This is a genomic window from Litorivita sp. NS0012-18 (genome assembly GCF_040371945.1).
Taxonomy (GTDB): domain Bacteria; phylum Pseudomonadota; class Alphaproteobacteria; order Rhodobacterales; family Rhodobacteraceae; genus Litorivita.
The window spans coordinates 1346956-1360819 of record NZ_BAABWS010000001.1; the positions used below are offsets into that span (position 1 = coordinate 1346956).

General features: G+C 61.9%; 12 protein-coding genes. 2 read left to right on the forward strand and 10 right to left on the reverse strand.

Annotation, left to right across the window (positions count from 1 at the left end; translation table 11 throughout):
• Positions 1 to 14 precede the first annotated feature (14 nt).
• The 7 genes from ABWV64_RS06500 to ABWV64_RS06530 form a co-directional block, all read right to left on the reverse strand.
• On the reverse strand, positions 15 to 665 hold the full coding sequence (locus tag ABWV64_RS06500; RefSeq protein WP_353343446.1) for a DUF1523 family protein: 651 nt from the start codon (positions 663 to 665) through the stop codon (positions 15 to 17).
• Between the two features lie 8 nt (positions 666 to 673).
• A complete protein-coding gene (locus ABWV64_RS06505; protein ID WP_353343447.1) occupies positions 674 to 961 on the reverse strand; it encodes a hypothetical protein in 288 nt (95 codons plus the stop codon).
• Positions 958 to 2448, reverse strand: coding sequence for a DUF6638 family protein (locus ABWV64_RS06510; protein WP_353343448.1), 1491 nt, complete (start codon positions 2446 to 2448; stop codon positions 958 to 960). Before ABWV64_RS06510 ends, ABWV64_RS06505 begins: the two co-directional genes overlap by 4 nt.
• A gap of 87 nt (positions 2449 to 2535) precedes the next feature.
• Entirely contained in the window at positions 2536 to 4476 is a 1941-nt protein-coding gene (locus ABWV64_RS06515; protein WP_353343449.1) for an AAA family ATPase, read from the reverse strand.
• 45 nt (positions 4477 to 4521) lie between these two features.
• The gene (locus ABWV64_RS06520) at positions 4522 to 5661 is read right to left on the reverse strand and encodes a hypothetical protein (RefSeq protein ID WP_353343450.1); all 1140 of its coding nucleotides are present in this window, start codon (positions 5659 to 5661) and stop codon (positions 4522 to 4524) included.
• Between the two features lie 33 nt (positions 5662 to 5694).
• Positions 5695 to 6768, reverse strand: coding sequence for a hypothetical protein (locus tag ABWV64_RS06525; protein WP_353343451.1), 1074 nt, complete (start codon positions 6766 to 6768; stop codon positions 5695 to 5697).
• A gap of 448 nt (positions 6769 to 7216) precedes the next feature.
• Positions 7217 to 8425, reverse strand: coding sequence for an aminopeptidase P family protein (locus tag ABWV64_RS06530; RefSeq protein ID WP_502902621.1), 1209 nt, complete (start codon positions 8423 to 8425; stop codon positions 7217 to 7219).
• A 258-nt stretch (positions 8426 to 8683) separates the two neighbouring features.
• Here ABWV64_RS06530 and ABWV64_RS06535 point away from each other — a divergent pair, with 258 nt between their 5' ends.
• Together ABWV64_RS06535 and ABWV64_RS06540 are read left to right on the forward strand one after the other, a co-directional pair.
• Positions 8684 to 9685, forward strand: a complete 1002-nt coding sequence (locus ABWV64_RS06535) for a P1 family peptidase (RefSeq protein ID WP_353343453.1) — start codon at positions 8684 to 8686, stop codon at positions 9683 to 9685.
• Between the two features lie 126 nt (positions 9686 to 9811).
• Positions 9812 to 11278 carry an NAD-dependent succinate-semialdehyde dehydrogenase gene (locus tag ABWV64_RS06540; protein ID WP_502902622.1) on the forward strand — a complete coding sequence of 489 codons (1467 nt, stop codon included), beginning with the start codon at positions 9812 to 9814 and terminating at the stop codon, positions 11276 to 11278.
• A 130-nt stretch (positions 11279 to 11408) separates the two neighbouring features.
• Here ABWV64_RS06540 and ABWV64_RS06545 read toward each other — a convergent pair whose 3' ends face one another.
• From ABWV64_RS06545 to ABWV64_RS06555, 3 genes are all read right to left on the reverse strand, one after another.
• Entirely contained in the window at positions 11409 to 11876 is a 468-nt protein-coding gene (locus tag ABWV64_RS06545; protein WP_353343454.1) for an Hsp20 family protein, read from the reverse strand.
• A gap of 253 nt (positions 11877 to 12129) precedes the next feature.
• The gene (locus ABWV64_RS06550; RefSeq protein ID WP_353343455.1) at positions 12130 to 13011 is read right to left on the reverse strand and encodes a trypsin-like serine peptidase; all 882 of its coding nucleotides are present in this window, start codon (positions 13009 to 13011) and stop codon (positions 12130 to 12132) included.
• Positions 13008 to 13820, reverse strand: coding sequence for a trypsin-like serine peptidase (locus tag ABWV64_RS06555; protein ID WP_502902623.1), 813 nt, complete (start codon positions 13818 to 13820; stop codon positions 13008 to 13010). Before ABWV64_RS06555 ends, ABWV64_RS06550 begins: the two co-directional genes overlap by 4 nt.
• Positions 13821 to 13864: the final 44 nt, after the last annotated feature.

A 13864-nucleotide genomic window follows, 5' to 3' on the forward strand; every position in this document is an offset into this window, starting at 1 on the left:
GCGGCGCGGGCGCGCTATTTGCCGCGCCACGTCGAGAGCCAGCGCGAAAACCGCCCGCGTTTTTGGGCAATATTATCGCCCGCCGCTTCCCATCCGTCCTCGACATCCTCAAGCAAAGGGTCGATCGAACGCTCGCGAAACTGCAGCCAGATGCGCCGCACCATCAGCAAAAGCACCAAAAGCACCGCAAGGAAAATCGTGTTGAACCACGGCCATCCGGTGCCGACATCGGGGCCTGCCACGGGTTTGACCGCCACCGCATTGGGATAGATCGAGAAAAACTCGTTGCGCCAGCCGTAATGGGTGATCTTGACCCATGTCGGATTGCTCTTGGTCGAAATTTCATCCCCCGCCTCGGCCTGCAGGTTCGAGCTGTCGAACTTGAAATAGGGCGGCCAGATCCATCCGGTGTCCTCATTGCGATAGACCATCACCTTGCCGTTCGGGCGCACCGTGTTGATCAGCCGGATATCGCGGGTGGTGCCATCGACATTGCCGCTGTCCGCTTGGGCGTAAAAGCGGCGGTTAAAGCCGGTGAAATCGGTGCGGATCACCTCGGTCGCGGTCACCCGCACGATGTCATGTTGCGGCAGGACATAGTGAAAGAACGCAAAGGTGATCAGCGCCAGAACCGCGTAGAAGATCCATTTCATATAATACAGCATATCCAGCCTCAGGAAAAATTATTCAAATAGATCAAGACGATCACCGCCAAGACCGGCAGCACAAAGATCAACCAGATCAATTTTTTGCGCAGCGACCCCTCATAGGCCGCCATGCCCTCTTCGATATAGGCCCTGCGCGCCGGATCGTCAGCCCCCAAGGGCGCGTTTTCATGCGCCGCGTCCCAGCGTTTCTCCAGTTTCTCGCGCCGCACAGAGCGCGAATAAAGCGAGACGATGAAATAGATCGCCGTCAATCCGATGGCGCCCAAAAGCGCCAGCCGCGCAAATCCCATCATCGCCGCTTCTCCTTGGATCTGGATTTCGATTTCGACTTGCCGCTCTTTTTACCCCATTTTTCGGGCTTGTCCCCCGTCTTGTCCCCTGTCTTGTCCCCCACCTTGTCCCACGGCCCCGATGCGCCGCGCACCGCGCGTCTGGCGCGCGCGGCGGCCACGGCGCCCCATGGGCCGACCCGCGTCACAAGGTCCTCGCGCGGGGGCGGGCCGCTGTCATCCATCGGCGCGTCATGGGCAAAAAGCGCCGCGCGCGCGCCCGCCTTATCGGCCTGATAGGCGCGCTGCAGATAGTCCGCCACATAGGCTTTCTTGGCCTCCGGCCAGCCCGCATAAAGCTTGTAAAACAGGTCCTTATGGCAAATGAACAATTGCCGGATATCCTTGGGCGCCAATTGCGCCAAGAGCATGTTGATCAAATCGCGCTGCGGCACATCGGCGGCGCGCAGCGTATAGAAATAGGCCGGATGCTCGGAGGTGATATTGGGCCATTTGCCCGCCCCTGTCGCCCAGCGCAGCATCGCCTCCAAACCATAGAAGGCCTCGGGCAGGGCCTCGCCGTAGCGCCGCGCAAGCCGGTGCAAGACATTGGCATCATTGCCGATTTCCACGCCGTCTTGCCCCGCCACCGCATCCACGGCAATGAATTCCATCTTCTGGCGCAAGATCGCCGCCGCATCCACGCCGCGCGCCTTGACGATCGGTTCGACCAATCCGTTATCCGCCAGATAGCGCGCAATCGCATTGCGGTCGGTGATGTCGATCACCCGCTCCACCGGCACAGGGCCAAGATCATCAGCCTCCGGCGCGATCACCGCAGGCTGGGTCAGATCGCGCAGCACATAAAGCCCGCCAAAATGCGCGGTCCAAAAATCACCCTGCTCGAATTCGGTATGCTTTAGCTGCACCGGCACCCGCGCAAAATCGCCCGCTTGACGCGACAGATCGATCATCTCGCCGATCAGCGCCTCGTCATACCACGCGTTTTCCTGCGCCATAAAGCGGTCCACGCGCGCCGCCAAAGCCGCCACCCCCGCAAGGCTGCCTTCGGTGGTATCGGCCTCGACCGTGATCTTGCGCAGATCGAACAATCGCGCGGGGCTGTCGAGGCGGTAGACCGAATTCATCAACTCGCCCGCCAGCGCATCGCGCGCCGTCAGCGCGAAAATCTGCGCCTCGTTGGCGTCGATAAAGCCGCGCAGAATCCCCCGCGAGGTGGAAAATTTCGCCCCCAACAGCGGCGCGCGCTTTTGCTCGGGCGAGAGCAGGATGAATTGCCGGTTACAGCCCCCTTGATTGAGATAGAGATGATCGCCAAGCTCCTCGCCCACCTCCGGCGAATAGCCTGAAATATCGACGTAAAACTCCTCCAGCTTGGTCTCATGCCCCGTCAGCTTTTTGAGCGCACGGTTGTAGCGCGCCACCAAAGCGGGGCTGTCCACCGCAAAGAGATTGCCGAACATCAGGCCCTTTTGGATGAGACGTTTCATCGGCGCACCCCTCCCGCGGGGCGGCGCTGCGCCGCCCATCCCGCCCCGATACGCGGGTCGGAAAAAGGCGCGATAGGAGTAGGGGCCTTAGCCATTCTTCCCCTCCAGATAGCGCCGCTTGGCCTCTTCTTGGCGGCCAAAATCGCGCACCATATTGTCGATCGCCACCTCGTCGCTTTTGTCGGCGTAGCGAAACTCGCTGTCGGCGTAGCGGTTGATCTCTTGCAAGACCATTTGCGGCGTCACCTTGACGCGCAGATCCTCGATCATCGCCTTTTTGGTCTCGTAATCCTTGAACAAGAACAGGTCGGGGTTTTCCATCCACGCGTCGGGCAATTCGAAATCCATCGACCGGACCTTGACCGCATCGGTGATATTCTTGATCGCGCGTCCTGTGAACCGCGGGTCCGCCTCTTGGATCGCCTTGAGATAGCCGCCCAGTTTGGCAATCGTATCAAGCGCGCCGATCTTTTCCTCGACGCGGGCGAAAACCTCGATCAATCCGGCCTCTTGCGGGCGGTTGTGGCCCTCGAAACTGGCCGCGACGGCGCGTTTGATTTCCTGCGCGGCAAAGACCTCGTGATCGCCCAGAGGGATGTCGTGGTGCTTGCCCATCAAGAGCGCCAGAATGTCGATGTAATCCTCGCGCGTTTGCGGCCCGTCGATCAAAAACCGCGCCCCCGCCCGTTGGCGCAGGGCGTCATCGACGTTTTCGGGATAATTCGAGAACATGCCAAAGGTGCAATTGCCGCGCACCACCGTATTGGCCCCTGCAAAGCTTTCCATCAACACCGCCGTGATCTCAAGCTGCCCCGCCGAGGATTGCCGGTCCCCGCGTTTGCCCGCCAATTGGTCGATATCATCGATGGTGCCGAACCCGATCACCGTGGGGTCGAGCACCGTGTTGATAAAGGCTTTGGCGTTCTGGCCCGATTTGCCTTGATAGCTGTCGATATTGTCGGTCGACAGGTTTTGATAGCGGAACGGATATCCCGCCACGGCGCAATAGTCATTGAGCAATCCGGCCATCATCTGGATCAGCGTGGTCTTGCCGGTCCCCGGTTTGCCGTCGCCCATAAAGGTGAAAATAAACCCGCCGAGTTCGGCAAACGGGTTCAATTTGCGGTCGAAATCATAGGCCATGAGCATTTTGGCCAAACGCATGGCTTGGTATTTGGCGATATGGTTGCCGACGACCTCATGGGGCTTTTTGAAGGTCATGGTCAGGGTCGTGCCCTTGCCCTTGGAGGCGGGGGTAAAGCCGCGCAGGGTCAGATCATCGGCCTCGATGCGCCAGCTTGCGCCCGTGAAAGCCTGAAGTCGCGGGGCGGTTTGGGCGCGCAGGGCGATTTTCTCCATCGCCTGTTCGGCATAGGCCGCGATCACCGCCACCAGCCGCGCATCATCCGTGCCCAGCGCGGCAATGTCTTGGTCAAGCTCCCAGATCATCCCGTGCAGCGCCAGTTGCGCGTTGTCGGTCAGGATTTCCTCGACCTCGCCCACCTCGACCGTGGTCTCGCCCAAAAGCGGCCCGATCAAAAACGCCGCCGCATTGGCGAAAACGTAAGTGACGCACAAAGCCTCGGCGGCGAGAAGCTCGGAGAACTCCGATTTGCGGGCGTCGGACAAGCCGCCCTCAAGATTGGCACGTTTGAGCGCCGTCAATCCGGTCGCCTCGCCGTAGGTCTCGCCCACCGCCAGAGCAATCGCCAAAGCGCGGCGCAGCGCATGCAGGGCGCTGGCCTGCGCCGGAGAGACCAGAGGATCGGCGGCGCCCGCCCCCTCGATCGTGGCGGCCAGTTGCACCCCCTCGGGCCGCGCGGTCGAACGCGTCACCAAACCCGGTGTGGTGCTGCGAAACCGCCGCCGCGTGCCGATCCCCGCCGAGCGTTCGGGCGCGGCAGAGGCCTCTTTGCCCTTGCCGATGCGCGGGGTGTGATCGACACCCTCGATCATCGCGGTCGCCGCCGCGTAATGTTTGGTGATATCGCCCTCGCGCAGCTCCATCAGATCGCTGGTCAAACTCATCTCTTACGCCTTCTCGCTTCGCACGCCGCCCAGTGGCGCGCGCCTTTACCTATAGCTCAACACCCGTCCTTGCGGGCTGACCACGAATTTGCGGATGCTCTCGAAGCCCGCGGGGCGCATTTCTTCGAGCGCCTGATAGGGCCGTTCGGGCAGGATGATCATCCGCTCGGTCGATGTGGCCCCCGTATCCGCGCCGCGCCCCGAAAACGGGTCGAGCGCATAGACCTCGCGCTCCACGGTGCTCAGCCATCCGGCGCGCTCCTCGCGCACCTTTTCGGACGAGAGCACCTCAAGCGTCCACGCCATCGCCCAATCTTGGCCCATCGGCGCCTTGGCGCTGGCCAGAACCTCGGCAATCGGCCCCGACTGGCGGGTGAAGGCATGGCTATACATCGGCCCCAGATGGAAGCGGCGCAAACGTTTGGGGTGCAGATCGTCAAAGCTTTCGTCAAACCCCGCCGCAATCGTCACCAGTTTCAGCCCGCCCAAGGCCTGCCCCATCAAATGCGCCTGCACCTCGGGCCATCGGCGCTGATCCCTGGCCAATGCGTATTTGCCGCTGTCCTCCACCTCCATGATATAGACGGCGGGCAGGTTGTATTGGCTGTCATAAACCGCCCAATGCAGCACATAACGGCGGCGCATATCGCGCCCCTCGCCACTGTTCTCGATCCAGATCGCCTCGGGATCATTGCGCGCCCAAAACAGCCCGCCCTTGGCCAGTTCCTCGTAATAGAGCCGCTGGCTAAGCGCATATTGCAGCTTGACCGGCACCTCGTAATCACTGGTGATCTTTTGCACCATATCGGCCTTGAGCTGCGCCGCGCTTGGCGCCTGCGCCAGATGGCGTTCGGCTTGCAGCGCGTCATTGGCCATGACCAAAAGCTCCGCCGCCACGGGAAAACCGCTCTCGACCGCGTCAAAGCTCATGGCGGTCAAAAACCGCTCGCTCGCCTTGCCGGTCATCAGGTATTTGAGCGCCAGCGCCTTGAAGGTAAAGCCCAGCGCCACCTGATAGCGGCCCAGAATATCGACATCCGTATCGCTCAACCGCCCTTCGGCGCGCATCTGCGCCGCCACGCGCCCCATATGGGCGGTGATCGCCTCGAATTTGGCGAAATAGCGCCGCGCCGCGAACCCGTCGGTGAGCGCCACATGGTCGCGCGTGAGATCGGCGGCGCTCATGGCGCGCTCTGCCCATGGAAGCGGCGCATCGGATCAGCCCCCGTAAAGGTTCTTGTCATGCTGCTCGACGATCTTCTCGAAGCGGCGCGCAAAGCGTTCGTCCGCCTTGGCCTTGGCCTCCAGAACCTGCCGCGCAAAGACCATATTATCCGCGTGACCTTCGAGCATGTCGGCCATCCGCTGGTTCGTCGCCGTGCCGATCGCCGCCATAGAGGCCTGTGCCTCCTTGTCGGTTTCCACCCCGATCTCGTTGATCCGGTGCGCGACGTCCTGTTGCTGCGCGGTCTTGAGCGATTTGGTCAAAGCGTCATACAAAACAACACGTTGCTTGGTGTCCGTTTGCAGTTTGTTGATCAAAACCATCTGCGTCGCGGCCTGGTTTTGCAAACTGTCGACCCATGTCTTGCCCTTCTCGATATAGCGCTCGAGCGTCTGGCTCTTGGCCAATTTGACCTGCTCGTCCTGCACCATCGCGTTATAGGCCTTGTTCAGATCGGCCAATTGCGTCTCCAGCCGCGTGCGCGCGGCGGCGTCCTGCTCGACCGAGATTTTATTCTCCAATTCGATGATCTTGGGATCCATCGCCAGAATTTCGGCCCGCACGGCCTCCAATTCGCCCACGGTAAATTCGCGCTCGTCCAGCGTGCCGGTCAGGTTGTCCTCGACCCGCGTCTTTTGCTCTTCGAGCACCGCCAATTGCCCTTGCAACAGCTGTGTGATCACATCGGATTTGGCGATGAGGTCTTGCAGCTTGTCGTCGATGCTGGCGGTTTTCATCCGCTCTTGGCGCATCGATTCCGATTTGGCCTTGGCGAAAATCCCGACAAAGCTTTCCCATCCGGTTTTCGAGCGCATCTCGTTGAAGTCTTTGGAAAAGGCCGATGTCACATCGTCCAGCCCCATGATCAATTCGGCGATATTGGCGTTCATCACCTCGGTATGGGCGTGCACATCCTCAAGCGTGGCGTTCTCGATGTCGATATTCGCCTCGCCGCTGTCGATCTTGCCGCGCGCGCTCTCGATCCGGCTGGTCAGTTCGGAGATTTTCGCCTGCGCGGCTGCGACCTGCTCTTGGCTTTCGCGCATCTGGGTTTCGAAATTGGCCATCACTTATCCCTCATGAAATCGTCGTTACAAATGGGATATGGGAAGATGTAACACCAATTTACATACCCCCGCCCCCGCTTTGTTTGAACTGTTGCAAAACCGCCAATGGAAGGGAAGGAAAATCCGGCGCGGCGCGCGGCCGATTGCGCTTGGCGCCCCGATGAGAGGCTCGCGCGCCCGACCCTGCCAGCCTGACCCTGCGCGTTTTGCTCCGCCCGTTCTAACCCGCCAGCCCGACCGACCCAGCCAGCCCGACCCTGCCCGCGCCGCGCAAAATCGCACCGACGCAATACCGACAAAATACCGACGTGATACCGACCGCCAAATCGCGCCCCCGAACCGCAGCAAAAACCCGCCCGAAAGCGGGCGCAAAATGCCGCGCCCGCCCTGCCCTGACGGGCGCGGCGATCGGGGCCAGAGGCGCGGGATGCGCCGCCCCCGCGCGCGCCTAGGCGATCACATTATGTGCCGGTCCATAGGGGAATTTTGTGATGTTCTCGGCGCCGTTTTTCCCAATGATTAGAATATCATGCTCGCGATACCCGCCCGCGCCCGCCATGCCTTCGGGGATCGTCAGCATCGGCTCCATCGACACCACCATGCCCTCTTCGAGCACCGTGTCGATATCCTCGCGCAGCTCCAATCCCGCCTCGCGCCCATAGTAATGCGACAAGATGCCAAAGCTGTGCCCATAGCCGAAACTGCGATATTTCAAAAGATCCCGCTCGGCATAGAAGGCATTGATTTCTTTGGTAATTTCATCGCATCTTGCGCCCGGCTTGATCAAGGACAGCCCCAGTTCATGCGCCGCCACATTGGCCTCCCAAATCGCCAAGGAGGCCGCATCGACCTCTCCCAAAAACAACGTGCGCTCCAAAGCCGTGTAGTATCCCGAGATCATCGGAAAGGTATTGAGGCTCAAAATATCGCCCGTTTTCAAAGCTCTAGAGGTCACCGGATTATGCGCCCCATCGGTGTTGATCCCCGATTGGAACCACACCCAAGTGTCGCGATATTCGGCATCGGGAAAGGCGCGGGCAATCTCCAACTCCATCGCATCGCGCCCCGCCATGGCCACGTCGATCTCCCGCGCGCCAAGCGTGATCGCCTCGCGGATCGCCGCCCCGCCCAGATCCGCAATCCGCGCGCCCTCGCGGATAAGCGCCTGTTCCGCAACAGATTTTACCATCCGTTGCCGCATCATCGCCTCGGAGATATCCAAGATCACCATCGGGTCGAGATGATGTTCGAGCGCATCGCGCATCTGCAGCGTCAGGTGATCGCCCTCATATCCGACCACCTCGTCGCCATCGACAATGCTGGCAATCGCGCGCCAGAAATTGCCCCTCGCCCAATCGGTATAGGTCAGGCTCTCGCAATGACTGCGCCGCCACGGTTGCCCCGCGTCAATCCCCGCCGAAATCACCACCGCACGATCCTCGGTCACGACGAGCCCATAGGGCCGCCCGAAGCTGCAATACAAAAAGCCCGAATAATAGGCGATGTTTTGCATCGAGGTCAGAACGGCCGAACTGACCCCCATCTCCTCCATCACCGCGCGCAAACCGGAGAGCCGCGCAGCATATTCCTCGGGCGCAAACGGCAATGTCGCGCGCGCCCCGTTGGGCATAAATTCAAAAGCAGTGCGTTCAGTCATCATGACCTCCCCAAACAAAGAAAGGTCCCGGCGTTCAGGACTGTTCGGCCTCAAAACCGGAAGACGCCATCCTCCGCAGCCGTAGGGCTTGCTACCATGGCGCTTCCATCAAGGCACGTGAAAACCGCAGCGCAGGATTGCGCCCTTGCGCCTCTCGCGCGCCTTGCCAATAGTAGCGCCCAAGCGCCCGCGCTTTATGCGCCCGCAAGATCGTCTGCGCCGCCGACCGGTGTCGCCGCCAACCATCAAAGGCCCACCATGACCCAGCCCCTGCGCAATTTGATCACCGATGTGGCCGGCCTGAGGGTCGGCAATGCCTCTGACGACGCGATCAAAACCGGCTGCACCGTGCTCGTCGGGGATGCGCCCTTTACCGCGGGCGTGCATGTCATGGGCGGCGCGCCCGGCACCCGCGAAACCGATCTTTTGGCCCCCGACAAAACCGTCGAGCAGGTCGATGCTCTGGTGCTTTCGGGCGGATCGGCCTTCGGGCTGGATGCGGCCTCCGGCGTTGCGGATGCGCTGCGCGCGCAGGGGCGCGGCTTTGTCGTCGGCGATCAAAACGTGCCCATCGTGCCTTCGGCCATCTTGTTCGACCTGATCAATGGCGGCGACAAAAACTGGGCCGAGAACCCCTATAAATCCCTTGGCCGCGCGGCCTTGGGCGCGGCCGCCGAGACCTTCAATCTGGGCAGCTACGGCGCGGGCACCGGCGCGCTCACCGCCAATCTCAAAGGTGGGCTAGGCTCGGCCTCGATCCGCCTGCCCTCCGGCCATACCATCGGCGCGCTGGTCGCGGTCAATGCGCTTGGCGCGGCCACCGTAAACGGCGGCCCGCATTTTTGGGCCGCGCCTTTCGAACAGGGCGGCGAATTCGGCGGCAAAGGCACCGCAACAGACTACGGCGACACCCATACCCCGCCGACCAAAATGGGCGCCCGCGCCGATGCGCCCGCCAATACCACCATCGGCATAATCGCCACCGACGCGGACCTCACGCAATCGCAATGCACCCGCCTTGCCACCGCCGCCCATGACGGCTTTGCCCGCGCGCTCTTCCCTGCCCATACCCCGATGGACGGAGACCTGATTTTCGCCGCCGCCACCGGCGCGCGCGCACTGCAAAACCCCGCCGCCGATACGCTCTATCTTGGCCACGGCGCCGCCACCGTCATGGCCCGCGCCATCGCCCGCGCCGTGTTCCATGCCCGCGCCGCCGCTGGCGACGTGATGCCGACCTATGCGGACACCCACGGCTGACCCTTTGCAGGTTCCGCAAATATCCCCGCCGGAGGCGCAGATCGGCCACAACCGCTCCCGCCGCTTTCTCTGGACAAGCCGCGCCCTAAATGCTCTGCAAAGAGACACACCTCAGGAGGACACATCATGCCCGCTCAAACCGATCTCAAATCCTTGCTCAAAGACCCCAGCCTTCTGGTCGAAGCCGCCTATCTGGACGGCACATGGACCGCAGGCGAGCAGGGCACATTCGAGGTCACCAATCCCGCCCGCGGCGATGTGATCGCCAATGTCGCCGACCTGAGCCGCGCACAGATCGCCAAAGCCATCGAAGCCGCCGCAAAGGCGCAAAAAGACTGGGCCAAGTTGACCGGCAAGGAGCGCGCCGCCCTCTTGCGCAAATGGTTCGATCTGATGATGGAGAACCAAGACGATCTGGGCACCATCTTGACCGCCGAGCAAGGCAAACCCCTCGCGGAGGCCAAGGGCGAGATTGCCTATGGCGCCTCCTTCATCGAGTTTTTCGGCGAAGAGGCCAAACGCAATTACGGCGAAACCATCCCCGGTCACCAGCGCGACAAACGCATCACGGTGATCAAGCAACCCATCGGCGTTGCCGCCTCGATCACCCCGTGGAATTTCCCCAATGCGATGATCACCCGCAAGGCTGGCCCCGCCTTGGCCGCCGGATGCGCCTTTGTCGCGCGCCCCGCCAAGGAAACCCCGCTTTCGGCGCTGGTGCTTGCGGTTCTGGCCGAGCGCGCGGGCATCCCCAAAGGCGTGTTCTCGGTGGTCACCTCCTCGCGCGCCTCCGAGGCGGGCAAGGAGTTTTGCGAGAACCCCTTGGTGCGCAAACTGACCTTTACCGGCTCGACCGAAGTGGGGCGCATCTTGCTGCGCCAAGCCGCCGATCAGGTGATGAAATGCTCGATGGAGCTGGGCGGCAACGCGCCCTTTATCGTCTTTGACGACGCCGATCTCGACGCCGCCGTCGAGGGCGCGATCATGTGCAAATTCCGCAACAACGGCCAGACCTGCGTATGCGCCAACCGCATCTATGTGCAAGCGGGCGTCTATGACGAATTCGCCAAACGCCTCAAGGCGGCGGTCGGCAAGATGAAGGTCGGCGACGGCATGGCTCAAGGCACGGATTTCGGCCCGCTGATCAACGCCGAGGCCGCCGATAAGGTCAAGGAACATATCGCCGACGCCACATCCAAAGGCGGCGAAGTGATCTTGGGCGGGGACCAGATGGAGGGCAATTTCTTTGCGCCCACCATCGTCACCGGCGCCACCCGCGAGATGGCCGTGGCCACCGAAGAGACCTTTGGCCCCTTCGCGCCCCTGTTCAAATTCGAAGACGAGGACGAGGTGATCGATTTGGCCAATGACACGATTTTCGGCCTCGCCTCCTATTTCTACGCCAAGGATCTGAGCCGCGTTTACAAGGTGGCCGAAGCCCTCGAATACGGGATCGTCGGGGTGAACACCGGCATTATCTCGACCGAGGTCGCGCCCTTTGGCGGGGTCAAACAATCCGGCCTTGGCCGCGAAGGCAGCCACCACGGGATGGAGGACTATCTGGAGATGAAATACATCTGCATGTCGGTGTAAGGCCCGCCGCAAGGCTTTGCCGATAGGGCATCAGCGCCCACATGGGACAAACAAAAGCCCGCCCCGACACGCCTGTCGGAGCGGGCTTTCTCGCGGCTGGGGGACAACAGACCGCGAGATGGGGTCTGCGTCAGTTCACCGCTTGGCTGTCATAAACGCCATCATCGGCAGAGGCTGCGCGGGTGATCGCAATCTGCCGCGGCTTGAGCGCCTCGGGCACCTCGCGCACCAGATCGACATGCAACATACCGTCGGCATATTCCGCGCCCGTCACACGCACATGATCGGCCAACTGGAACCGGCGCTCAAAGGCGCGCGTGGCAATTCCGCGATGCAGATAGGTCTTTTCGTCGATCTCTTCGGCCTTACGGGCCGTGACGATCAACGCATTCTCGCGCATTTCCACACCCAGATCGCTTTCGGCAAATCCGGCAACGGCAATCGAGATGCGCCAAGCGTCTTCGGCGGTCTTCTCGATGTTATAGGGCGGGTAGCTGGGCGAGGCGGTCTCGGTAGAAATCATCCGGTCCATCATATCGGCGATCTGATCAAAGCCGACAGACTTACGATAGAGCGGAGCAAGGTCAAAATTTCGCATGGGAATCCTCCATTGAGCGATACCAAAAGTGGGCGCGCCTTCCGTCGCGGACAGGCGCAGTCATAAGTCGCGGCAACCCTCATGAGGCGTTGCTGCAAAATCTATCTGGGGATGGGGTTTATCGGTTTCAAGAGGCGCGCGGCGCGCCCTTGAGGCGCGGTCTTGCTGTGCCGTCTTGCTCTGCTGTCTAGCTGTGCCGTCTTGCTCTGCTGTCTAGCTGTGCCGTCTTGCCCTACCGCCTTGCTGTGCGGCGCTACTCTTTGGCGCGCACGAATTTCGCGCCGCCCGAACTGCCAAGCCGCCGCACGGGTGGTTTGCCCGCCCCCATCTTCGCGCCTGCCTTCACCCCGGCCTGCGCGCCGATGGTGATGCGCTTGGCCCCTGCCGATGCGGTCAATCCGCCGCTGCGCGCGCCGCGCAATGCGTGTTTGAGCGAGGCGACAATCGCGGGCAATTCCATGCCAAAGGAAATCATCCCGCCATCCTTTTCGCGCCCCGCCGAGATCAGCGACAAAATCCGCGCCCGCCCGCTTTCGCGCACAAAAACCGGCGCGCCGGATGAGCCAAAGGTCACGTCGCAATCAAAGGCCATCAGCCCCGCCTCGCGCCGCAAAAGCCCGCAGTCCTTTTGCCGCGACAGCGCCTCGGAGCGCCCGCGCCCGTAGGAAACCACGCTCACCCGTTGCCCCACCGCAAGGCCGGAGTGCAAATTGAACGGTTTGGCCGCCGTATCCGGCACCGGATACTCAAGCTTCAAAAGCGCCACGTCATGGCGGGTGTTGCTCGGCCCCGTGCCCCCTGCGGGGCGGTAATCGGGGTCGGCCACGGCGCGGTCGATTTTCATGTCGATGATCGAGCGCCCGTCATGATATCCGGCGCGAAATCGCATTTTTTGCGTCGGCCGCGCCGCACCCGTGCGCCGGTCATAAATACAATGCGCCGCCGTCAGAACCAGATCGGGCGCGATCAACACGCCGGTGCAAAACCCGCCCGCGAAATCAAGCCGCCCGACGGCCTCCCATCCCAAAATATCGCTCGGATGGCCCAGCCGTTTGAGACCGGAATTCTCTGCCCCTGCAGGCAAGGCAAAAAGCGCCGCCGCCACAGCCGCGATGATGCGCCGCGCCGCGCTCATGGTTTGACGAATTTGGCACCATTGGCGCGCCGCGCCGTGCCAACCAATACATGCCCCGCCGCATTGATCCCCAGCCCCTTGCCCGAGGCCAGTTCGGCGCGCAAAATCTCCAAAGGCACCTCAAGCTGCGTGCCAAGCGCCACCTGCTGGCCCTCCACCGTGGCCTTGGCCGAGACCACGGACACGATGCGCGCAACGCCGCCCTCGAAGGAGAAAATCGGCGCGCCGGAGCTGCCGAAATCCACATCGCAAGACATCACCAACGCGCCTTGCTGGCGCGCCATGACGTGGCAAATCTCTTGCAGCGAAGGCGCATCCGAGCGCCCGCGCGCATAGGAGACCACGCCGATTTTCGCGCCCTTGCGCGGGCGGATGTCCGTCTCGAAGGGGCGCACTGTCGTGTTGCGAATGGGGTGGTGCAACTCCAGCAAAGCCACGTCATTGCGCACCCGTTCGGCGCCGACCTCGCCGTCATAGACATATTCGGGATGCACAACCGCGCGTTTGATCCAGCGATAGGCCGAAGCGCGCCCGTTGCGCCATCCGGCCAGAAACTCGATTTTCTCGTGGTCGATCCGCGCCTTGCTGTCCTTGTCAAACAGGCAATGCGCCGCCGTCAGCACCAGATCGGGCGCGATCAAAGCGCCGGTGCAAAATCCGCGCCCGTCCACGTCCAAACGGCCCACGGCCTCCCATCCACGGCTGTCGTCGATGGTGTCGAGACGGCGCAATTGCGCATCCTGCGCCGCCAATGCCAGCGGTGCAAACGCCAAGAAAGCACATGTAATCAATCGGATAGCGCTCAGCATCCCAATCCCTCAAGGTTTTGTTAGCCTTGAGTAACCCGCGCTTG

Coding starts and splice junctions, on each gene's coding strand:
- ABWV64_RS06535 (WP_353343453.1), top strand. CDS start 8,684: ATGACCCAGCCCCTGCGCAATTTGATCACCGATGTGGCCGGCCTGAGG.
- ABWV64_RS06540 (WP_502902622.1), top strand. CDS start 9,812: ATGCCCGCTCAAACCGATCTCAAATCCTTGCTCAAAGACCCCAGCCTT.
- ABWV64_RS06515 (WP_353343449.1), bottom strand. CDS start 4,476: ATGAGTTTGACCAGCGATCTGATGGAGCTGCGCGAGGGCGATATCACC.
- ABWV64_RS06555 (WP_502902623.1), bottom strand. CDS start 13,820: ATGCTGAGCGCTATCCGATTGATTACATGTGCTTTCTTGGCGTTTGCA.
- ABWV64_RS06500 (WP_353343446.1), bottom strand. CDS start 665: ATGCTGTATTATATGAAATGGATCTTCTACGCGGTTCTGGCGCTGATC.
- ABWV64_RS06550 (WP_353343455.1), bottom strand. CDS start 13,011: ATGAGCGCGGCGCGGCGCATCATCGCGGCTGTGGCGGCGGCGCTTTTT.
- ABWV64_RS06510 (WP_353343448.1), bottom strand. CDS start 2,448: ATGAAACGTCTCATCCAAAAGGGCCTGATGTTCGGCAATCTCTTTGCG.
- ABWV64_RS06545 (WP_353343454.1), bottom strand. CDS start 11,876: ATGCGAAATTTTGACCTTGCTCCGCTCTATCGTAAGTCTGTCGGCTTT.
- ABWV64_RS06505 (WP_353343447.1), bottom strand. CDS start 961: ATGATGGGATTTGCGCGGCTGGCGCTTTTGGGCGCCATCGGATTGACG.
- ABWV64_RS06530 (WP_502902621.1), bottom strand. CDS start 8,425: ATGACTGAACGCACTGCTTTTGAATTTATGCCCAACGGGGCGCGCGCG.
- ABWV64_RS06525 (WP_353343451.1), bottom strand. CDS start 6,768: ATGGCCAATTTCGAAACCCAGATGCGCGAAAGCCAAGAGCAGGTCGCA.
- ABWV64_RS06520 (WP_353343450.1), bottom strand. CDS start 5,661: ATGAGCGCCGCCGATCTCACGCGCGACCATGTGGCGCTCACCGACGGG.